General features: G+C 42.2%; 20 protein-coding genes, 1 pseudogene and 1 riboswitch. Of the genes and pseudogenes, 5 read left to right on the top strand and 16 right to left on the bottom strand.

Annotated elements, in window-relative coordinates; genetic code table 11:
• Positions 1–16: 16 nt before the first annotated feature.
• The 13 genes and pseudogenes from ABEB05_RS08540 to ABEB05_RS08480 form a co-directional block, all read right to left on the bottom strand.
• Positions 17–2542 (bottom strand): M14 family metallopeptidase, encoded by a 2526-nt coding sequence (locus ABEB05_RS08540; protein ID WP_265789307.1) that lies wholly within the window; start codon positions 2540–2542, stop codon positions 17–19.
• A gap of 109 nt (positions 2543–2651) precedes the next feature.
• Positions 2652–3614: a glycoside hydrolase family 43 protein gene (locus tag ABEB05_RS08535; RefSeq protein ID WP_265789305.1), complete on the bottom strand. Its 963-nt coding sequence runs from the start codon at positions 3612–3614 to the stop codon at positions 2652–2654.
• A gap of 212 nt (positions 3615–3826) precedes the next feature.
• Entirely contained in the window at positions 3827–6259 is a 2433-nt protein-coding gene (locus ABEB05_RS08530; RefSeq protein WP_265789303.1) for a TonB-dependent receptor, read from the bottom strand.
• 70 nt (positions 6260–6329) lie between these two features.
• A riboswitch (TPP riboswitch) is annotated at positions 6330–6425 on the bottom strand.
• Between the two features lie 85 nt (positions 6426–6510).
• A pseudogene (locus ABEB05_RS08525) lies at positions 6511–7407 on the bottom strand (YifB family Mg chelatase-like AAA ATPase); the annotation flags it as partial.
• A 50-nt stretch (positions 7408–7457) separates the two neighbouring features.
• Complete coding sequence (locus ABEB05_RS08520) at positions 7458–9155, bottom strand: recombinase family protein (protein ID WP_265789299.1); 1698 nt, start codon at positions 9153–9155, stop codon at positions 7458–7460.
• 133 nt (positions 9156–9288) lie between these two features.
• A complete protein-coding gene (locus ABEB05_RS08515) occupies positions 9289–9474 on the bottom strand; it encodes a hypothetical protein (protein ID WP_265789298.1) in 186 nt (61 codons plus the stop codon).
• A gap of 27 nt (positions 9475–9501) precedes the next feature.
• Positions 9502–10185, bottom strand: coding sequence for a recombinase family protein (locus tag ABEB05_RS08510; RefSeq protein ID WP_265789296.1), 684 nt, complete (start codon positions 10183–10185; stop codon positions 9502–9504).
• A 148-nt stretch (positions 10186–10333) separates the two neighbouring features.
• Positions 10334–10690: a hypothetical protein gene (locus tag ABEB05_RS08505; protein WP_265789294.1), complete on the bottom strand. Its 357-nt coding sequence runs from the start codon at positions 10688–10690 to the stop codon at positions 10334–10336.
• 293 nt (positions 10691–10983) lie between these two features.
• Positions 10984–11712 carry a hypothetical protein gene (locus tag ABEB05_RS08500; RefSeq protein WP_265789292.1) on the bottom strand — a complete coding sequence of 243 codons (729 nt, stop codon included), beginning with the start codon at positions 11710–11712 and terminating at the stop codon, positions 10984–10986.
• Between the two features lie 174 nt (positions 11713–11886).
• Complete coding sequence (locus tag ABEB05_RS08495; RefSeq protein WP_265789290.1) at positions 11887–13266, bottom strand: hypothetical protein; 1380 nt, start codon at positions 13264–13266, stop codon at positions 11887–11889.
• Positions 13267–13524: 258 nt separating this feature from the next.
• Positions 13525–14448 carry a hypothetical protein gene (locus ABEB05_RS08490; RefSeq protein WP_265789288.1) on the bottom strand — a complete coding sequence of 308 codons (924 nt, stop codon included), beginning with the start codon at positions 14446–14448 and terminating at the stop codon, positions 13525–13527.
• Entirely contained in the window at positions 14441–14698 is a 258-nt protein-coding gene (locus ABEB05_RS08485) for a hypothetical protein (RefSeq protein WP_345694259.1), read from the bottom strand. The genes ABEB05_RS08490 and ABEB05_RS08485 overlap by 8 nt, the downstream gene beginning before the upstream one ends.
• Positions 14699–14744: 46 nt before the next feature.
• A complete protein-coding gene (locus ABEB05_RS08480) occupies positions 14745–15074 on the bottom strand; it encodes a helix-turn-helix domain-containing protein (RefSeq protein WP_265789284.1) in 330 nt (109 codons plus the stop codon).
• A 71-nt stretch (positions 15075–15145) separates the two neighbouring features.
• Here ABEB05_RS08480 and ABEB05_RS08475 point away from each other — a divergent pair, with 71 nt between their 5' ends.
• Positions 15146–15358, top strand: a complete 213-nt coding sequence (locus ABEB05_RS08475) for a hypothetical protein (protein WP_265789283.1) — start codon at positions 15146–15148, stop codon at positions 15356–15358.
• A 197-nt stretch (positions 15359–15555) separates the two neighbouring features.
• On the opposite strand, the gene ABEB05_RS08470 is transcribed toward ABEB05_RS08475, so the two are convergent.
• The gene (locus tag ABEB05_RS08470) at positions 15556–16044 is read right to left on the bottom strand and encodes a hypothetical protein (protein ID WP_265789281.1); all 489 of its coding nucleotides are present in this window, start codon (positions 16042–16044) and stop codon (positions 15556–15558) included.
• Between the two features lie 458 nt (positions 16045–16502).
• Here ABEB05_RS08470 and ABEB05_RS08465 point away from each other — a divergent pair, with 458 nt between their 5' ends.
• Genes ABEB05_RS08465 through ABEB05_RS08455 form a run of 3 tightly spaced genes read left to right on the top strand, consistent with a single transcriptional unit; the run spans position 16503 to position 18044 of the window.
• Entirely contained in the window at positions 16503–17060 is a 558-nt protein-coding gene (locus ABEB05_RS08465) for a hypothetical protein (protein ID WP_265789280.1), read from the top strand.
• A 4-nt stretch (positions 17061–17064) separates the two neighbouring features.
• Entirely contained in the window at positions 17065–17589 is a 525-nt protein-coding gene (locus ABEB05_RS08460) for a hypothetical protein (protein ID WP_265789278.1), read from the top strand.
• Between the two features lie 26 nt (positions 17590–17615).
• Positions 17616–18044: a hypothetical protein gene (locus tag ABEB05_RS08455; protein WP_265789276.1), complete on the top strand. Its 429-nt coding sequence runs from the start codon at positions 17616–17618 to the stop codon at positions 18042–18044.
• 64 nt (positions 18045–18108) lie between these two features.
• On the opposite strand, the gene ABEB05_RS08450 is transcribed toward ABEB05_RS08455, so the two are convergent.
• Both ABEB05_RS08450 and ABEB05_RS08445 read right to left on the bottom strand, forming a co-directional pair.
• The gene (locus ABEB05_RS08450; protein ID WP_265789274.1) at positions 18109–18516 is read right to left on the bottom strand and encodes a hypothetical protein; all 408 of its coding nucleotides are present in this window, start codon (positions 18514–18516) and stop codon (positions 18109–18111) included.
• 22 nt (positions 18517–18538) lie between these two features.
• Positions 18539–19330: a magnesium chelatase domain-containing protein gene (locus ABEB05_RS08445; protein ID WP_265789272.1), complete on the bottom strand. Its 792-nt coding sequence runs from the start codon at positions 19328–19330 to the stop codon at positions 18539–18541.
• 202 nt (positions 19331–19532) lie between these two features.
• Between ABEB05_RS08445 and ABEB05_RS08440 the strand changes: the two genes are divergently transcribed.
• Positions 19533–19976, top strand: coding sequence for a DUF4342 domain-containing protein (locus ABEB05_RS08440; RefSeq protein WP_265789271.1), 444 nt, complete (start codon positions 19533–19535; stop codon positions 19974–19976).
• Positions 19977–19980 lie beyond the last annotated feature (4 nt).

Raw genomic sequence — 19980 nt, 5'->3', positions numbered from 1 at the left:
TCGAACCCATCTCACCTTATTTCCCGTCCAGCATAAAAAGGGCATTACCAAACAGCAGTTTACCATTGTGCCAGAAGGCCCGGAATAACGGATTGTCTATCATATAGACCACTGATCCGCTCCCCATTGGTTGGACTCCAAAAGTAAGTGTATTTTCAAGGTCTTCTTTAGCTCTATATCCTATAAAGCCACTCATGTGGGCATTTTCTTCTGCGATACCTATATTCCACCCTTTTTCCAGGAAGGCATAAGCATCCGCATCCAGTTTTAGTGAGAAGTAAGGATCATCATAGCCGAAGGCCAATGGGTGTGTCGGGTCCATCGTTATTTTATAAATTGATCCCGCGTTAAAATCCGAAATATTTTCCCGCTGTTGCATTCCAAAACTTTCAACTACAGATATGGAAGAACTATCATTGCTAGGCGGGCTGATTCGCTTCAGTTCGAAGCCATCTTTTCCGGCCAACATCGCATTTGCACTTTGCAGTGCTATCAAGCGACCGCCGGAATGTATCCACTCCCTGATCACCTCCCATCGCTTTTCATTAATCTGATCGCTGTAAGAGCCCGGAGGTAAAATCAAAACATCATAGTTATTCAAGTCCACATCCAGGAAATAATTGGTTCTGAGCATAGTTAGCGGATAATTTATCTGCTGGTCAAAGAAATGCCACACTTCTCCTACTCCATTAGACGAAGTCCCCCTTCCCACGAGCAGTGCAACCCTGGGTTCATCCAAATAACGTACTGATGAAGAACCAAAATCGGGCCCCTTTTCCACTAAACCTGTGGGCACCGCCTTAAGTTGTTCTTTGTGTTCATTGGCAATCTGTTGAATGGTACGATCAAAATCGCCAGTATAATCTTTATTATCACGACGGGTAATAATTAGTGTACCCCGGTCATAGCTTGCCCCATCAACCTCAAAATATTTTTCGGAATAACGTATTTGGATATTTTCTTTTAACAGGGCACTTAACAAACGGACATCTGAAAGATCCTTCCACGATGCCAAATACGCATAGGGAGCCCCAGCTTCGGTGTTATTAATTTCCTTCTGTGGCTTCGGAGCGGGTTCTACATCCAGTCGTTCTTTTAACGCATATCCATCGAGACCAAAGGCATAGTGCTGCTCCCAAGCTGTAATATCATAGGTGACTGAATCCACCAGTTGGGGACGGGGTTCAAAAAAGATACGGGCCAGTACCGACTTCGGCTGATAGGCACTCACCAGGTAATCTTCTTCGGTAACCTCCACACGTTCCGTTTCACCGGTCTGATAATTATATCCCTGAACCGACCGGCTATCCGATGCCTTGCCATAGGTTATTTTATGATGGTCCAGCAGCGTTAAAAGAGATTGTATTTTATCCGTGCTATTATCTCTTTTTATAACATACGTTTTGTATTCACCTTCCGGTTCATTCCTGGAATTATTATAGTAAGAAGAAAATTGCTCAACCAATTTTCCGGCATTTTCAGAGGCGGTTTCAATGGTAGCAAGTCCACTCACTTTGTGATGGATTAATCGGTCATGGAGCGTCAGGGTATCTCCTTCTACCTTTTTGATAGCCAGTCCCGCCCGGCTGTGTCCACCCTGTTCATAGGTCATGCCAATCGCCCCGTTGAAAATGGGATAGGTATCTCCATAACTGGGGTAAAAAAGATCAAAGATTTCGCCCGTAAAATAGAGCCAGTCATTTTCATCAAAGTAGGAGGCATTATTTTTACCGATGGTATACTGAAAATCTTGCTGCCAATCCGTTATGGCCTCATGAAAAGGTTCGGCAGCAGGCGCAAAATAATAGGGGGCATCGTAGCCCTGTTCGTGGAAATCTACATGGATATGAGGCATCCACTGCTGGTATTTCTGCAACCGGAGCCAACTTTCTTTCTGGGTTAGCCAGGCCCAATCCCTGTTCAGATCAAAATAATAGTGATTGGTACGTCCCCCCGGCCACGGCTCGTGATGTTCCCGGGCATCCAACCTGGCGTTAGGCTCCTCACCAGCTGACTGCCTGTACCAATTTGTATAGCGGGTACGTCCATCGGGATTAAGCATTGGATCTATAATCACAACGGTATTATCGAGCCATTCTTTGGTTTCCGGGTTGTCGGCGCGAAGCAACTCATACAATGTTTCCAGAGCTGCTTCGCTGCTGGAGGGCTCATTCCCGTGTACATTATAACTCAACCAGATAATTGCCGTTTCATCATCATCCGCCTTACCATTGATGAGTCCCACGCGCCGCAGATTATTTTGCCTGATCTCTTCCAGTCGATCCATATTTTCTTCTGAAGACACATACATCAGTTTCAGGTTACGTCCTTCATAGCTTTCGCCATAGGTCTCTGCTTGGGCCATAGGAGATTCCTCCGCCAAGTGATCCACATAATCCATCACCTTATGGTGTGGAGTCCACTGACTTCCCAACTCATATCCTAAAAATTGAGAAGGCGACTGCAGCTGAGCTTTTGCAGTATTATGGACACTCAACAGTCCGGATAAACATAGAAAGATCCCTAAAAAACGATATTTCATCCGTATCAACAGCATAAATATTTGCAAAAATTGATTGACCTGATATTTCGATCAGATCGGTATTCTTATTGAATTGAACTTACAATCAGGACGAAGAAGGCGCAAGTCATCAAAGCTCGGAAAGTTTTTCAAAGACTTCAGCAGATACTTTAAAAGCCGTACCGTGACGTATGCCTTCGGGCATTTCCAGGTTTTCTGAAGATTCCTCCCACTCTTCCAGGTCATCTGAAACCAATACCCCAAAACTACCCTGACGATATTTATCAAAATAGAGATGCCATCTTCCGTCTATATTCAAGATTGTAGGGCCCTCTGCCCAATAATCTCCGGTAATAGGTTCCGTGGGTTCAGACCATGGACCTTCAACTTTATCCGCAAATGCAAGACGAATATTTTTTTGAGGGGGAAAAGGCTCATTGGTTTCATCTTTCAATAGCATAGCGTATTGATCGCCGGTATGAAAAATTGCGCCATCTATAACATTAAATCCTTTATCATAGAAAAGCTCAGTATCACTAAAAGAGTTAAAATCTTTGGTTTTAGTATAGTATAAGCGGTGATTATATTGGTCTCCATCTTGTCCGTCGGTTTCAGGAAAACGTCCCGGTATGGTTGTAGCCCAAACAATAATAAACTCCTTCTGTGCTTCGTCATAAAATAGCTCCGGGGCCCATGAATTCAACGCATCCGGTTCATGCTCCATAACAGGAATATACTGTTGCTCCGACCAATTGATCAGATCTTCCGAATGGGCATATCCAATTCCCTTTTCACCCCAGCTGACCGTCCACACCATATGAAAAGTTCCGTCAGATCCCTGTACAATCGAAGGATCACGCATAAGTTGATCCTCTCCTACCTTCGGCTCCAATAACGGTTTCCCCTCGTTAATAGCCTCCCAATTCATTCCATCAGTGCTATGAGCCAAATGCAATCCGTTCTCCCCATTGCCTGTAAAATAAGAAAACAGGTAATGGTCCTCTGTTGAATTGCTGCTACAAGAAATAGCAGTTAATATCAACGACGTAAAAACCAATAGAACGACTGCAGGGAACTTGTTTTTGAAAGTCATAGGGAAATATTTCTCTTAAAAATTATTTGTCCCTATTATAGATTTATTCCCGCATTGCTGCAATAGATTTTTATATGCGCTTTTCTATTAAAACGTAATGGAAGTAATTCCGCTTTTAACTCTTTAAATCAGACAATAAAAAAGGACAGACCCTTACATTACGGGGCCTGTCCTTTCAACCTTCTAATCTAATCTTACAATATATCTGTCGACTATAGTTTAAACGAGAGCTGAAACAAAAAATTGCGTCCGGCCTGTGGATAATAATAATTAAAGAATTGCTCCTCGCCTCCGGCTATATAGCCAAAGGTATATCCGTTGGATGAATACTGTTCATCCAACAGGTTATTAACCATCAAATTGAGGTCTATGCCTTTAAACAGCGGTGCCGCTGTCCAGTTATATCCCAGTCTAAGATCATTAACCAAGTACGGATCAATTGAACGACTCAGGCTTTGTGTATTGTCCAGGTATTGACGCGACACATATTTGGTTGATATCTCAGCTGAAAAATTGTTCATGCTATACCGTAACACAGAATTTCCAATAAAATCGGGAGAAAAGGAGATGTCCGTATTCTCGTAGGTCATTGTTTCTTGGTTGTTCGTATCATAATTATCCAGGTAATAAGTATAATCCTGAATCTTATTGCGGCTTAAGGTGGCATTGCCCGACCATTCAAGGCCATCGAGTAGCTGGATACCTGCCATCAGTTCTATTCCTGCACGATAGCTGTCCGGTACATTTTGCCGGATATCAGCTCCCACATCGTTAATTTCTCCCGTTAGAATAAGCTGATTTTTGTAATCCATATAATAGAAACTAGTCTCTATATGGAACCGCTCAAAAGACCCTTTGTATCCGGCCTCCCAATCGTAGAGTGTTTCATGAGAAGGACGACTTTCGGGCGTGGAATCTACATATTCATTCCGGGTGGGCTCTTTATTCCCAATACTTAGGGAAACAAATGCACGATGATTTTCCTCTAAACGATAGGTAAGTCCTGCCTTCGGATTGAAAAAGGTAAGCCTGTCACTCTGCTGCACATCCACAACTTCTTGTCCACCTTCCGGCAATTCCTGCTGATCCTTACCAAGGAAGTCATAGGTAATGTGCCGGATCTGTGCATCCGCAAAGGCCGTCAGCTCATCACTGAGCTTAAACTCCCCTTTCAAATAGGTATTGAAATCGGTCTTGAAACCATTATTAAAATAATAGCGATCATTAATCATATCACTATCGCCGGCAAATTGTGCCCAAACAACCTCCCCAAAATGATCGCCGTCATATTCATTATAACCGCCTCCCAGGGTAATCGACCACTGGTCGTTGTGCTGATAATCCGTAGAAAAGACCATCCCGTAAAAGTGGTTGTCGAGCCAGAGCTGCCGGATCAAATCGCTTTGACTAATTGTGGTATCAGGCAGTTCAACGGGTGTAATGCTGTACGTGGGAAGGGACTGGTCGGCCTTATACTCTTCGTAGTACCCGCGTCCGTATGTATAATGAAGAGACGCATTCGCATTCCAGCTGTCACCCAGCTGATATGAATAGTGTAGCTGGTAATGGTCCTGCTGGTAATTGTCCGTCTGGTTGTCATAAGGCTCTCCCGGCTTTTCTGTACCGGCAGGATTATATGTACGGTCACCATCTTCAATACGACTTTCAGGTACGCCATACCAAGCCTGATAGGTCTTCTCCTTTCCCGAGAATACATCGGCCCGTAACAGACTGTGATCTCCGTGCCGGGCTGCTGACAAATAGAATGACTTCAAATCCGATTCCGCCCTGTCAATATACCCGTCCGATTCTATTTTAGACAGGCGGCCCTGAACCTGCCAGCCATTATCCATAAGTCCGGAACCGAACAGGACATTAGCCTTCCGGGTATTGAACGAGCCGACAGAAGTATTGACCTCCCCATACGGATCGGGACGCATCTGGGTTGTCTGTATATCCATGGTAGCCCCGAATGCTGCGGCTCCATTGGTAGATGTTCCCACTCCACGCTGCACTTGAATATTCTCTACGGATGAAGCCAGATCGGGCATATTGACCCACCAAACGCCGTGCGATTCAGCATCATTAACCGGTATTCCATTGATCGTAACGTTAATACGCCCCTGATCAACGCCCCGAATACGCAAGCCCGTATATCCGATACCGCCCCCTGCATCCGAAGTAGTCGTTACTGAAGTCATCCCACTAAGCATATATGGCATATCCTGCCCCAGGTTAGAAGACTCAATTTCAGTACGTTCCAGGTTTTCATAAGCCATTGGAGAGGCCTCATCCACGCGTAAAGCCTGTACAAAAACCTGGTTACTCATAATCGCTTCAGGCGTCAACCGGATATCAAGCGGCGTATCCCGTTCTGCCGTATCTATCGTCTTGTTTTTGTAGCCCACATAGGTAATTGTAATTTGGGCGGATTCTTCTTCAAACAATACCAGAGAGAAGGTACCGTCTACTTCGGTTGAAACACCATTTGAGGTATTAACCTGGAGAATATTGGCTCCCGCCAGCGGTTCACCCGTTCGGGCATCGGTTACGGTTCCCGTAATGGCTTGTTGCGCTGCGACTGATGTACTTATCGCAGTGAGCAGACACAGAAAAACTGTGCGTAATAATTGTTTGTAAAACATAAGTTCCTCCGTCTTATAGAGTTATAAGAGCGGGAGATGAACTTGCAAGAAATGCTGATCTGAAGGTGACGATAACGCCACCGGGTTTCCCTACGCCGGTGTTATCCGGGTCAGGTTCTCAGGGTATGATCTCAGCCTGCTTTTGCAAGCACCCCCAACCATGGGTTGTGTTTTTATTGCACACTAAAGATAACGGCTAATAAAATGATCTTCAAAAGAAATGATTCCTATTTTTAACTACCGGATATCTCTTATCCCAGCCAGCCCTCCCGATCGAGACTTCGATACTGAATAGCCTCCGCTATATGATTCGAGCGAATATTTTCAGATTGTTCAAGATCGGCTATGGTTCTGGATACTTTCAGGATACGATCATAGGCACGCGCCGAAAGCCCCAGGGCCGTCATCGCTTTCTTGAGCATCTGCTTTCCGGCTGTATCGAGCGCACAAATTTTGCGTGACATTTTGGTATTCATCTGGGCATTACAATAAATGCCCTCTATTCCCATAAATCTCCGTGTTTGTATTTCCCGCGCCTCAATTACGCGTCCCCGAATAGCAGCAGAGGGTTCGCCTTTGGCCTTAGATGATAATTCTTCGTAGCTCACTTTCTGCACTTCAATATGCAGATCTATCCGATCAAGCAGCGGACCACTGATTTTACTCAAATATCTCTGCATCTGAGCGGGTGTGGAACCGGAAGGATCGGTGGGATCATACCAGTCGCCCGTAGGTGAAGGATTCATTGAAGCCACCAACATAATACGACTTGGATAACTGACACTCATTCGCGCTCTTGAGATACTTACCGAACCATCCTCCAGCGGCTGGCGCATCACTTCCAGTGCACTTCGCTTGAACTCCGGTAGCTCATCTAAAAACAGCACCCCATTATGAGCCATAGATATTTCTCCGGGCATCGGAATGCTCCCGCCGCCTACCAAGGCGACATCAGATACTGTATGATGCGGAGAACGAAATGGACGTGCAGTAACCAAGGCCTCTCCTCCGGGCAATAGGCCAGCCACGGAATGAATTTTAGTCGTTTCCAGGGCCTCATCAAGCGTTAAGGGCGGCAGGATGGCGGGCAGGCGCCGTGCCATCATGGTCTTGCCCGATCCCGGCGGACCGACCATAATAACCGTGTATAGGGTACAACTAATAATTATAAAAAAAATATTAATCCTGTGCGTGGAAGCTATGAAGACACCTCAAAATCCTTTAACGCAATAAGTGGAACATCTCCCTTTGACTCATCCTTACGGGGTAGTTTGTGATCACCTGGTATCCGCATCTCTCGAAGTATCTCATTTGCAAAATATAAATCAAGCTTCAGGAATTGCCCTCCCTTTATATTCTCCTTCCACCCGACCTCAATCTTATCTATTAAACGTCGGAGCTTCTGGTTCAGTTTTACCCGTAAATCAATTAGTGCCTGTCCATCCAGCTCCTCCACACGTTTCCAGAGATCAGTAATATCTTTTATTCGCTGACCTGTGCGTTCTGCAACCTCACGAAGTTGGGTGAGTTCGGCCTCAATATCTTTAATTTTTTGATTTAGTTTTTCGGCTTCATCATCCAGATCGTCTAGAATTTCGTCATATCGCTTCTGTCTTTTCAGACTTGTAGTTTCTCCCAGAATCCGCTCGTAGTTTTTAATCTTATTCTTAACATCATTCAATGCTCCTTTGACACTTAGCAACTCATTTTCTTTGCGTTTTATCTTTAAGTCTCGTTGTTCGGCATCTGGCAAAAGTTCTTCTACAGACAATCCTTTACAATAATCCAAAAGAGATGGTTCAAAATAAAGGTCATATCGTACTGTATCGGTCTGCTCACATTCACCTTTTTGGGCGTTATAACAACGTAAGTACCGCAAACCGTTACCTTTGTTTTGATGGTGCATGGCCCCTCCACATTCCGAACACTTTACAATATGACGGAAAAGATTAGACATCTTACCTGTTGGACCACCCGTGTTGTTTTCACTATTCTGGTCCATAAGCTCCTGAACTGCATCAAAATTATTCTTTTTAATCACTTCTGGATAATAATCCTCCCAAACCTCACCCTCGATCTTTTTTCGTTCTTCATTAGTTTGACGGTTCTTCAAATGGGGGTTGTATTCTCCTATAAGCCGACGATCCCGGAGATATCTATTAATAGTACTTTTAGCCCATTTGCCAGTCGAATTGCGATCTGACTTTTCTAAAAACGGATAACTTTTTTTGTTTAGTTCCTTCATTATCCGGTAGGTGCCTTTCTTGTCCAGTTTCATTTCAAACATTTTTTGAATGACCTCGACTACTTCCTCACGTTCTTTGAATTCAGTTTTGTCATCACTAAGCTTCAGCCACATAGGACATATTTCTGTCAGTTTCTTTCCTCCTTCCTTTGCCTTCTTTCGCTTCTCCTGCCACGTTTCTTGGAGCATTTCGGACTTGCGTTTTGACTCATCATGAGCCCTTTGAATTTCTCCAGTGAGTCGATAGATATTTCCATTCTTACTATAATTTTCTTCAGTAATTTCCCAACGCCTTCCTCCTCCTAAAACAACCAACTTAATTCCGGCGTCAAGAATATCTATTAGTAGTCTCTGGGCTTTCAATGGTTCCAGTCGGGTGAGCCTATCAATATTTTCAATAAGTAGGCAAGAGCCTGCTGTGATTTTATTCGCTTTCACTTTATCAAGGAATTCTCCAAGAGCTCCTTCGGTGATATGTTTTCCTGAAAAGCCAGAAATGCCTTCATCCCGAAGTGATACCAACTTAAGACCTTCATCATCAGCATAGTTTTCTGCATTTTCTATGGCGTCTGTTTGCCTTCGTTCTGTATCACCTTCTTTTTGTTCAGGTGTTGAAAATCTGATGTACGAATATGCTTTTGGTTCACTCATAATACTTGGTAGGTTTTATTGGAATGTAACTTAATGACTTTATACGGGTATATCCATATATGCGGACAACCGAGAACTACAGTCTATGCCCACTGTCGACCGGCTGTCAAAGTGGATAAACCACTGGAACAGGCTATTCCTCTTGGTCTACGGGATTTAAAGTGCCCTCCTTTTTGTCCATCCGCTCTCGTTCCTCTTTGCTGACTCGACCACTGCGGAGCCAGTCATCATTGGCTTCAGTGAGAGGTACCTCTTTGACTATGTTTCCATCCCCATCTTTAAGGGTCATTTTTGCTTTTTTCTTTTTTCGTTTACTCATGGTGGTAGGTTTTTGTGGTTGGTGGTTTCAATTGTCGTCCTCAGTAAACCGCAAGTATATCCTGCGGACAGTAGCGGGGTAGAATTTTTTACCTTCCCGGGTGCGGAAACCTGCATCGTTCAAGCGCTCTGCAATACGAGCATAAGATTCACCTTGATCACGGCGGGGCTCAATGACAGCCATTGCCTGGCGGACGGCATCTGCATTGCGGGCATTCTCGGATATACTGGCCCATGCCTTTTGCCGTGCTTCGTCTGTTAGATTTTCAGGATTCCCCAGCTTGATACCCTTATCCTTGAGGGTATCGAGTGCGGCTTTGGTACGTCGCCCAATTTCTTCTCGTTCATGCTGTATGGTAGTCAGGTTAATACCAAAGGTCAACGTATTGTCGCAAGGAGGTGAAAGAATGCGGAAGTTCATATTAGATCGCTCAAACCGTTCCTTTAGCTCAAATCCAAACTTGACGTTCCGGGTCAGGCGGGACAGGTGGGCGACCAGCAGAGTAGCTCCGGTGGCTTCACACTGCTGTATAGCTTCCTCAAGTATAGGGCGGTTGTCCTCGGCTCCGCTTTCAATCTCTGTATAGGTATCAATGACTTTCGCATCTGTACCATCCAAAAAACGTTCAACCTGTTGGCGCTGGGCTTTTAGTCCCAGCCCGGATGAACCTTGCTGTTTAGTTGAAACTCGGTAATAACAAATGTATTTCATGTTAAGGGGGTTTGGGTTGAGATTTTTTCATCATCAGATGATGAGTTTGGTTTCATGGATTTTTGGTATCAATTTAAAAAGGGTCCTTGTCGCCCTATCACCTTTCCAAAGCGTCAATCAATTATTGGAAAGGTGGAGGTGGTGGGGATTACTCAAATGTATAACAGCCATCTTCATCCTCAATCACCAGCTTTTCAAACTGGTTGTACTTAGGATTCTTACTGTCTGTCAGGATTACATCCGCAGTAGTTTCGGTGATATCTTCTTCAAGTAATATCTCCTTTAACTCCTGTCGGGTATGCTCACCTTCCTTAATCAGTGGCTTCAATATCTGTCGCGAGCGTGCGGCCATGGACATTGTGGCTTTATCATACGCTTCTAAAACAGTAACCCGGTCTTCACTATCAGTGATAAAGCCGTTGAGCTCTTTTTTAGGAGTGTTTTCAATATGCTCAATGGCTTCGTCTGCTTTCAGGTCAGTTGATACTATTTCTTCTTTGGACATAAGTGGTAGGTTTTTGGTTTGTGGGTTCAAGTACAATAAAAACAAGTACTTATCGCTAAGTTGTTGTAATGTAAGAAGATGACCCCCAAAGGACAACGGAATTTATACGGTCGTTTAAAAAATGTTATTTATAAGTATATGGAGGGCAGGAACTTACGAGAACAGTATCTAAGCGGATCATGTTAAGGGGGTTATACGTAGGTACAAGGAAAGGGGAGAGAGTAAGGGATCGCTTGTTGTCAAGGGGATGTCGGGCAGTCTACCCTACTTCGGCGGCTTGTATCCTGCCGGTGTTATCGTTTCATCCAGTCAGGGTCAGTTCTTTCACTTGGGATAGTGTTATCTTCTGTGAGGTCTAATTCATCCAAATCCAGGTCGAGATCGTCAACCATATCGGGCTCATGTGTTTGATTATTCCTCGGTTGGTTTACACGGTTACTCGGGGTATCTGAACCTGCTGTACCACCATCACCGCTTGAACCACTGTATTTTGTCCGTACCATATCACCACTATCAGTATCACCAAACCTATCAGAAGTAACATGGTTAACAAACCTCTTGGTATCCATATCTAATGTATGTTCGGGATTAGCTGATAAAATTTTTGCTTGTAAGCCCATATATGCTTTTAGCTCTGTATCACTTAATGCTTTAAGACCTTTTTTCACTTGGTGGACCGCTTTGCTTATTTCATCCTGTTTATCCTCCCTGCGGTACTCTTCAAGCTTCACCGCTATCTTTGATAACAGCTCATAGGTGGAGCGTGCTTCTTTTATGGCTTTCAGCTGGGTATTTTTTTGTCCATCCTCTTTGGCATCTTCCATCACCTGTTTGGTACTTTGGAGCAGGTCATTGATTCCGCTTAGGATATTTTCAGCGTGACGTTCTTCATCCTCTTTGAAGGCCTTCACCAATTTATCAGGGAGGTGGTTTAAGCGGTGGTACCTGACAGACTGGGGATTAACACCATACTTTTCACCAATTTGGGTATCAGGTTTCCCTTGGATGATTAATTTATTCATTTCCTTTGTCTTGTTGTGGGAGCATACTCGGCAGCGTTGTGGCATAATAAATTATTTTAGTTTCAGGTGAAATCAGGCTTTTTTTTTATCAACTATACTATTCACTCTATTCTATCATTCTTAATACTCACTATATATACCAATCATATTATTATTCTTACCATTATACATGTATTAACTAACAAGGTTAGAAACTAATATGTTGGCTTCCAAGGACTTAACCTTTGTTGGACAGCGGTATCCTTTCGTATGTTTTTTATAGGTGGTATTCATCACCTTTACCAGCTCATCCTTGTACTGATCTTGAATCAAAAAACTATCATGCACCGGGATACACGGAATCCCTTTTTGGGCAAAATTATACAGCACATCAATCGCTATACTGCTGTCTTGGTTCCGGAGTTTGAAGCCCGTAGGTTTCGGGGTGCATAAATGGTGAGCAATCGGTTCATGTACTTCACTAAATTCATCTATCAACGGTCCAGCCTTGGTGATACCTATGCGTTTCAGCTTCTGCTGTAAAAACCATTTATCATAGCTAAGGTGCGGTGAAATGTACTCCCCCGTCTCTTTGTCTTTCCGGGGGAATTGCCACAGCCAATCATTCGCCGCTTTTTCTGCTTCTGTCTTGCCGGGATTATTGATCATGCACAGGAGAATAATTTTTAGGAAGGCCCTTACATAGGGGTTCCGGTGAACTGCGGTATAAGGGTCGTCATCGTACTGACAGCCCTCCCACGTATATAACAACCGAGGGTGTAAGCCGGAGTAATCAACCTCAACCACAGGATCACCATTGATAGAGAGCTGTAATCGTTCTTCCTCTTCGAGCCCCTGAATATGCCGATAACCGCTGGTGTACAATCTGCCATCCCATGACCATTTTTCAACAAACTGACGCTGGACATAGGCATATATTCTGTAGTTCAAAAACAAGACATCAGCATTGGTATTAACTTCATTAATGAGTTCAAGCTTCTTGCGGGTCTTCCGGGTGAAACGGGTATCCCGGTAATCCTTCAGTGGACGTTTGCCGTTTGGGCCCTTAGGTCCTTTCAGTATCACAACCTCATAGGGTACCTCAACGATATTTTTAGGGGAAACTGGGCAAGTCTCTAACAGCTTATCAGTAGCCCATACCCGAGTCTGGGCGGCATTATTTTCATCCTCAAATTTATATCCTTTTTTCATTCCAATGTATCCGTGTTTGTGAAGGGTGTCCATTATATCAATTACAACAGGCCCAACATTGTTGTAGTGGTTCTTTTTGTACTTTGATTCAGTACGGGGCAAACGAACAGCTTTCCATTTATTTTGGAGCACACAAGCAACCAGCTGGAAAAAAGCCCACCGGGTTTCAGATCGGTTAGCGAGTGGTAGATTTTCGAACAACTCCCAAACCATATCTTCCTGATAGTCTGACTGCACTTTCCAAATCCAGCCGCTCCGGCGGAAAAAAGAAATGGCTTCTTTGAGCCATGAGTCAGAACCTTTGCGCTGTTGTAATTCTTTTTCAGCATTTCTGCTAATCGCTTGTGGATTTATTTTTTTCATTATTCCGATCCTTTGCTCCGATCCTAATTAAAAAGAAAGCAGGGGGTGAAGGAGCGGATCGGAAAACTCCTTAAAGCCTGCAGAGCTTTACCCCCTGCTGATATTCGTTATTATTTGCCCTTTCGGGCAGGAGGAAGAAAGTGGTCAAGCTTTCCCCTTCGTGTTTATGAAAAAAGTGGCCTGGGAAAACCCGGTAGGACGACTGCCGGTCAAACCCCAGGCCGGACGGAGAAGCCCTGTCTATGGGGCTCTGTCTTATTATGAGCTTTCATTTTGCTCTAATTCTGTAATTGATTTAGCTCCTTCTGGCCATTCAGGCCAATCAGCTTTGGTAATTTCTAATCTGTCTATCCACTTGGCAATTTTTCCGGGAGTTACAATGAGCTTTTTTGTAGGAGGTTCTTTCCCTTGGGCAGTGGCCTCCTTACAACGTTTGCGGTGAATCTCATCTCGTTTCTCCCGCAGTCCGTTTAGATCAAAAGGTTGTTTGTCAATACCTACTTCTTTTCTCCATTGTATCACCATCTTTTTGTAGTGAAAAATCGGCATCTGGTGATAAGGGGAGTCGGGTTCATCAATATATGGGACATCACTTTTGCTATACTTCACTACCTGACCGTCAACTTCCGTACCTTCCTTAAAACCTTTTTTAGGGTTGACTCCTTTACCAAGCGGGCCATGTGGGAGCAATCTTTGTTTTTTCAGCTGTCCGCGTTTGCGTTTTTCTTCCCGTTTATTTTGCTCAATCGCTTTCTCAACTGTAAACTTTTCAGCCCTGCGGACGTCTAATCTTGCTTCAACTTTTAAACGTTCTTTTAGCAATTCATCCGGCCATTCCTTAGGAGGTTTAAGAGCTTCACCACTGCGGACTTGTTGCTTTTGCCATATTTTGAAATCCCTGTACACCTCCTTAAGATTCTCTTTGGCAAGCGGAATAAGGGCTGTTTTCCATGAGCCCCCTTGTTTGTATCGCCCGTCATCGTTTCCTTCAAGCTGAATCAGATTCGGTTTCAAGTTCTTTATGGACCCCTTTAGGATATCGGAGCGCTTTTCCAGTCTTTGATATTCAGTATCATAAGCCGGAAACGTTCCTTTATCATATCTACGGGAACCATCTGCGGGAGCTTTTGATTTCAGTTTACTTTGATCGTTTCGTGTGGCTGTACTCTGCATATTATTCAAAGTTTATTCCGGTTGGGGGTAAGGGTTTCACTTTACCATTTGACTGGACGGGTCGCTGTTTGGTGATAAACGGAGTATCCTGGTCATTCAGCTCATCATCCTGCATAGGGGGCATCATATAGCCCTGACCAGTTTCTTGATCTTCCTGAACTCCTTCTTGCGTTTTTTCACCGGGCCCGTACAACTTGTCTTCGTCTTCATTAAGCTGCATTCCTGATGGATACAAGGGTTCAACTTTCTGCTTCTTCATAGTGTGTCCTCCTGCTGAGAATATTTGTAATTTCATTTTGATAATATTAATTGGTTAAAATTCTTCGCTTTACTTGCCCTTCATCAAATGTTCTTTCCCAGTCCACGGAACCTATAACCTTCTCAATCTTTTCCCGAGTTGTGGGATTAGGTTTGACTTGCCCGTTTTCAATGTTTGATATCGTCACATTGGTAATACCAGCTACGAATGCAAGCTGTTCCTGAGTGAGTCCCTTACGTACTCGAGCTCTTTTTAAAGGCAAGGCATTATTCATTTTTAAGAAATTTAAAAAAGGTGTTCTGTATTTTAATTTTCTTAAATCTAACGGCAGAGCTCCTGAAGTCCAAATAACGATGTTACATAATGGATAAAACATAGATAGGGCGTTAGATCGAAAATATGAGCCTAATTGGTTTAGGATGGGCTGAAAATTATTATATTAACAGTATGAAAACAGTTATTCCCATATCAATTAAGCGACAAGCGGTAGAACATCTGTCAGCAGTACGGCAGGGGCAGATGAGCCGCAGAGAAGCGGAGCAAACACTTAAGGCCCACCTACGGTATTCCTCAAAGTTAAGGGAGGATCTTGTGGAAGCTCTAAGCCGAGACTATGATCAAGAAGCGGTTGAGGCTATGAAGTATTTTAGGCTGATTTAAAGGAGACTTCAGTATCCAAAAAGAAATTTATAAAGTGCCGCAAGTACAAAAAGGATTAGGCAAATAACAGCAACAATGGCTGGAGGTGTGAGTATATCAGTTATTGTGGCATTTGATCTTTTCATTGCATCGTAAATTGCATAAGCGACAAAACAAAAAAAGATTATTGCAATTACTTGTGACATAGTTATCAAAACTTAATTGAAAAGTGAAAAAAACCAATTCCTAATACTTGGTATAGATAATAAGCCGACAAAAATACTTAACAAGCCTATAATTATTGTCAATACATAACCTGGTGTTTTAAACATTGGAACAGGCTCCTTTCTCTCCATTTCTTTTTGGTGTTCTTTATACGCTTTTTCGACCTCCGGCTCTCCGGGTTCAAATTTCTTAAATCGGTTTTTTTCGTCACATTCAGGCCGACCCTTTGTAATCTTTTCTAAACGATGTCTTTCTTTCTCTTTGAAATTATCACTCCAAACGCCCTGAAAGCATGCTAAATGAAGTTTTGGATTTAGCCAGGTATCAATTCGACCCTTTTCAATTTGTCTACGCTCTTGAATTTTTACTTTTCCTCTATTTATAGCGCCGCCCATACCATCACTTTCAAACTTTGTGAGGAAATAACAATCAACGCATTTAGGCTTCTTTTTAAATAGCCACTTTATATCACTTGGTTTCATAATCTGTTATTAAACTTCATTTCCTCTTTGAACTATTGTACTGATGCTAAGAGAAAATTGAAAATAATTTGTAAGGATTGGCTCCTAAAAGGTACTTACTTATGTGAACTCATAATGTGTCGGGGTCAGTCGCTAAAGGGCTGGCCCTATTATTTACTATGGCAGATCCAGAAAATTTTAAAAATTGGTGGAAAATAGGCCTCGCTTATTTTCTTGTCTATGGCTTAATCATATTAGTGATGTGGTTGTTGGGTATTAATCCAAGATAAATTACTTGTACTCATCAGACTAATTCTAAGAACGGATGATTTGATTAAGAATATTACCGAACTATCTGATAGTTTATTATTATTGAGGAAGTCACTACTTTTATTACTAAACTAAGATGATTATGTTCTAACAGCTTAAAAAAATACCTTTACGGAGAAGAGTGTAAATTAAACAGTTGTTGAAGCTTAATGAATATATCGTGGTATAAGTCTAAAAAAGTTCCAACTTCATCATTTGAGTTAGTATTAGATTGTGGATTAAAGGAACAAATTTATAAAATTAAAAGTTATACGGTTCCGGATGGTTCATCTGAATACAAAAATATAATTGAGGATGATAGGATTCAAAGGAGTATTTATGATAATGAGGCAATTAGAAAAAATCTTCCTACCGTTTGTTATAATTGTCATGGCTTAACTTTAGCAAATCGAAGAGGATGGTTTACAGAACCACAAAGAGTAATTGATAATGAAGGATATCAAGAATTAAAAGGCGATGAAATACTAAGAATTGGAGATATAATCGCTTATTATAAAAAAAGAAATGGTTCGAATAGAAATATACATACGGGAATAATTTGTAATATAGAAGGTTGTAAAGTTAAAGAAGTAAGTAATAAGCAATCAAAAGGGATTAAAGTTCTCTCTAAATGGGGAGCTTTTGGAGAATATATACATGGTATCAATAGCAATCCCTACAACTATGATAGCATAAAATTTTATAGATATCTTAAAACAAACCATTAAAAATATGTTACAGCAAGATATTGATTTTATAGAAAGCCGTGAGATAGCTGCAGATATAATGCTGGGAAATACTGCAATTGATATGTATTACAGAGCAATTGATAACCCTAAATTGAAAAAAGTTTTCAAATCAATTGAAAGTGACCCAACACTAATTGAATTAGTTTTAACAAAGTTCAAAAACTTTATTGATAAAGAACATAGTTATACTTTTGTAGGTACTTTTTTAGCTTATTTAGCGGTATTTTCCAAATCTAAATCAGTATCAGTTAAGAAAGAACTTATTCGTGTTTGTAAAATGATTGACAATGAGTCGTTACTTTATGATGCACTAAATCTTACAATTGAAGAATTAAATAAAAAAATAGAAAACCAAGCCAATTTAATTAGTGAAAAGGAATACTTGATTGGAGAAAGCGGAATATTTAGTGTAGGCTCAGATCTTGGTCAAAGTGAAGGTTTAGCCCTTAAGATAAGTACTGAGGACTTTACTCAAGAAAGAAGTAAGATGAAAATTGCTGAAAGCTAAATTTATAAAAGATTTAATTATAAGTTATGAGAGTAGATTTTTTAATACTTTGTAGATCGTCTTCTATTGATGCAAGTACTGGTTCACTTAGCCTATTCGATATTGTAGAGGAAATAACAGCTGAAAAAGAAGAAAGTGAAAACGAAGATAGCTTTACTCCACCTGAAATCAATTTTAGTATTCAAGCTATTGCAAATTTCACACGAGAGGAAAGTGATGGCAAAGGAGTTTTAGATAAAGAATTTGTTTTACAGCTTGAAAATCCACAAGGTGATGCTAAAATAATTCGAGAAGATTTGCCCGTAAGGTTTGAAGAAAATCACAAAAGATTTCGATTACGAGTAACTATAAATATTACAATTCAAGAAGAAGGGCAATATTTTGTAAGGCTTCTTGATGAAAATAAAAAGCAAGTCGCGATGAATGACATAATATTTAATATTAAAGAAGTTTAAATTTTGAAATTTTGCGATCAATTAATTTGCCCGACCCACTACTTGAGCAGGCCGGGCACCTGAATCAGTTGCAAGCCACTGGCCAGCTCTCCATTGTAGCACTTACGGCTTCAGTAAGTGTTCTGTAACCATCAACTTTCAAGGCAAACCTCTTGTCTTGGGATACCGTCCTCGCCCTGCTATCTTCCCTCTCTTTAACTGACCTGCACCTTGACCACCCACCGGGTACCTTGGTGAAACTATACTTCCATATAGAACGCTCTCTTTTTGTCTCAAATTGGAGTGTAGCACCTGGGTAGATAAAGCCGCGATGAGGACTAATTCTATCAAGTACATCCCGGGCGGGTAAAGGTAACTCTATTCCCATAATTTCTGTGCATTTCACCTCATCTAAAGTCAGCCGTTTTGATGGGGGCAAAGTATGGTTTTCTACGTATTCTGTTTCTTTTTCTGCTGTTTTTGTGGTAGTCATTTTATTACCTCTTTAATTTAGATTATTTGATAACATTCAATATCGTCCAAGGAGATAGAGCTATCCAAATTCCATAAACACAGAAAATCAGTAGTAAGGAAGAAGTAAAAACACCCCTAAAATGCCGTTTACAGCTTATATGAACCGTATATAACAGGATCACATTATGCCCCCCAGCGGCCGATACCTCCAATGCCCGCTTAACGTTTTCTTGTCCCCTCACATCGCTGAAGTCCAGTATTTCCTGCTCTCCATTGCGGCTGAACATTGCCTTAACATCCACATCCAGCGGATGATGGCTTCCCTCGCCTCTCAACCATTCCATTACATCGGACAGGTACTCAAAAGCATGAACATTTATTCCATCTACGACCGCTGCCTCAGGACCGTTTTCGGAAGGAACTACCATATGCTTGAGACCTTTTTTGCGGGCCTGAACCGCCATAGGGAGTACGCCCTTAATGGGACGCAGCTTGCCATCCAGTGCCAGCTCCCCCAAAACCAATGTCTGCTCAAGACGGTCCGTCTCAATTTGTCCGGATACATGCAGCAGGGTTAAGGCGATAGGCAAATCAAAAGCACTGCCTTCCTTGGGAAGATCAGCCGGGGCCAAATTCACGGTTATCCGTCCCCCGGGAAAACTCGCACCCGAATTTTTTAGTGCGGCCTCAATGCGATCACTTGACTCGCTCACCGCCCGATCCGGCAAACCCACCAAAAAATATTTGGGCATCCCTCCCGTTCTATTGACTTCTACTTCAATTAACCTGGCATCCACCCCAATAGTTGAGGCACAATATACTCTTGATAGCATAGGAACTCCTCCAATGATTTTTTTATGGCCAATCTGTAGTAGTGTTATCTTACCAGGAAACCGAAGATTATTTAAATGGATCCCAGTCAAACGCTCAGACCGATTAGCACGTTTTATGAATCTTTACCAATATATTTTCGTATTAAGTAAGTCCTCTAAGGAGGTTATTCCTTACAAAAAAATTTAAAAAGGTACTATTTTTATGAAAGACTCAAGCTCTAGAAAAACCATAAATGAGGAAATACAGGGAACAATATCTGAGATTATCGCCCAGGTAAAGCGACTGATCAGGGAAGGAAATGCCCGACGCGTGCTCATTAAGGATAAAAATGGGAAGGTATTGTTTCAGTCGCAATTAACGGTTGGACTTGCCGGGAGCGCCTTAATCACCATTATCGCCCCTATTGTTTCGGCCATCAGCATGTTCGCCCTGTTGATGAATGATATAAAGATCATAGTAGAACGCTATCCCGAAGATGAAACTGAATCAACGGATGAATACGAAGTGGAAGCCGAATATATTGAAATTCAGGATGAAGAAGAGGAGGAAGGGGAAGACGAAACAGGAACTCCCGAAATGGAAGAAAATTCAACTACGGAAGAAAGAACAGATAAGACCGTAGGAAAAAGTAACAGTGACCAGTAAACAG

This window comes from Fodinibius salicampi (genome assembly GCF_039545095.1).
GTDB classification, from domain to species: Bacteria; Bacteroidota; Rhodothermia; order Balneolales; family Balneolaceae; genus Fodinibius; species Fodinibius salicampi.
Note: the sequence above shows the minus strand (reverse complement) of the source record. Positions and strands in the feature narration are given on the sequence as shown.

Coding starts and splice junctions, on each gene's coding strand:
- ABEB05_RS08540 (WP_265789307.1), bottom strand. CDS start 2,542: ATGAAATATCGTTTTTTAGGGATCTTTCTATGTTTATCCGGACTGTTG.
- ABEB05_RS08535 (WP_265789305.1), bottom strand. CDS start 3,614: ATGACTTTCAAAAACAAGTTCCCTGCAGTCGTTCTATTGGTTTTTACG.
- ABEB05_RS08530 (WP_265789303.1), bottom strand. CDS start 6,259: ATGTTTTACAAACAATTATTACGCACAGTTTTTCTGTGTCTGCTCACT.
- ABEB05_RS08520 (WP_265789299.1), bottom strand. CDS start 9,155: ATGAGTGAACCAAAAGCATATTCGTACATCAGATTTTCAACACCTGAA.
- ABEB05_RS08515 (WP_265789298.1), bottom strand. CDS start 9,474: ATGAGTAAACGAAAAAAGAAAAAAGCAAAAATGACCCTTAAAGATGGG.
- ABEB05_RS08510 (WP_265789296.1), bottom strand. CDS start 10,185: ATGAAATACATTTGTTATTACCGAGTTTCAACTAAACAGCAAGGTTCA.
- ABEB05_RS08505 (WP_265789294.1), bottom strand. CDS start 10,690: ATGTCCAAAGAAGAAATAGTATCAACTGACCTGAAAGCAGACGAAGCC.
- ABEB05_RS08500 (WP_265789292.1), bottom strand. CDS start 11,712: ATGAATAAATTAATCATCCAAGGGAAACCTGATACCCAAATTGGTGAA.
- ABEB05_RS08495 (WP_265789290.1), bottom strand. CDS start 13,266: ATGAAAAAAATAAATCCACAAGCGATTAGCAGAAATGCTGAAAAAGAA.
- ABEB05_RS08485 (WP_345694259.1), bottom strand. CDS start 14,698: ATGAAGAAGCAGAAAGTTGAACCCTTGTATCCATCAGGAATGCAGCTT.
- ABEB05_RS08480 (WP_265789284.1), bottom strand. CDS start 15,074: ATGTTTTATCCATTATGTAACATCGTTATTTGGACTTCAGGAGCTCTG.
- ABEB05_RS08475 (WP_265789283.1), top strand. CDS start 15,146: ATGAAAACAGTTATTCCCATATCAATTAAGCGACAAGCGGTAGAACAT.
- ABEB05_RS08470 (WP_265789281.1), bottom strand. CDS start 16,044: ATGAAACCAAGTGATATAAAGTGGCTATTTAAAAAGAAGCCTAAATGC.
- ABEB05_RS08465 (WP_265789280.1), top strand. CDS start 16,503: ATGAATATATCGTGGTATAAGTCTAAAAAAGTTCCAACTTCATCATTT.
- ABEB05_RS08460 (WP_265789278.1), top strand. CDS start 17,065: ATGTTACAGCAAGATATTGATTTTATAGAAAGCCGTGAGATAGCTGCA.
- ABEB05_RS08455 (WP_265789276.1), top strand. CDS start 17,616: ATGAGAGTAGATTTTTTAATACTTTGTAGATCGTCTTCTATTGATGCA.
- ABEB05_RS08450 (WP_265789274.1), bottom strand. CDS start 18,516: ATGACTACCACAAAAACAGCAGAAAAAGAAACAGAATACGTAGAAAAC.
- ABEB05_RS08445 (WP_265789272.1), bottom strand. CDS start 19,330: ATGCTATCAAGAGTATATTGTGCCTCAACTATTGGGGTGGATGCCAGG.
- ABEB05_RS08440 (WP_265789271.1), top strand. CDS start 19,533: ATGAAAGACTCAAGCTCTAGAAAAACCATAAATGAGGAAATACAGGGA.